Annotated in this window: 1 protein-coding gene; it reads right to left on the reverse strand. The window is 35.3% G+C overall.

The window, feature by feature from the left end; genetic code table 11:
• On the reverse strand, window positions 1-452 hold a 452-nt coding region (locus tag ACYRYG_RS13330), incomplete at its 3' end, for an ATP-binding protein (protein ID WP_460198490.1).
• Window positions 453-632 lie beyond the last annotated feature (180 nt).

Here is a 632-nt window from a genome sequence, read left to right on the forward strand (position 1 = left end):
GACAACAGTTTACTGTTACTACCTGTCAAAAACACCTCGCAGTCCAGACTCGGATCCTGTGACAAAGAATCAACTATCTTCTCCCATCCCTTTAAGTTCTGAATCTCATCTAGAAACAACCAGGTTTTTTTATTCGGATTAATTTCCTTGCAATAGATTTCAAACAGATCCATTAAATCACCTGGAGTTTGAAGAAACTGATAGCAATAGAATTCCTTGTTAATGTATAATATTTGCCTAGGCTCTATGATATGATCACGCATTAAGGCTGAGATCATCTGCCGCATCACATAACTCTTTCCTGACCGTCGCTGCCCCGTAATCACTTTAATAACCCGATTACCGGTAAAGGGCAATATTTTCTTTAAATAGTATGAACGTATTACGCCATTGTCAAATTGAGTACCACTCCAGTAGTTTAACTTCGCGATTTTCTCTAATCTATTGTCCATATTTCTTTTTATTTTTCACAAATATACAACAACAAATTCAAACACATTATAAAAAAGTCACATTTTCTCTTGAAAATTCAAATACATTTCATTTTTCAGATATCAGAAAACCCCTTTCATAGAATAACGTGACTATCCCAGAGAAGCGTTGTCAGATTTGAAGGCGGTTAACTAAACTAA

The sequence above is a fragment of the Segatella asaccharophila genome (genome assembly GCF_054687055.1).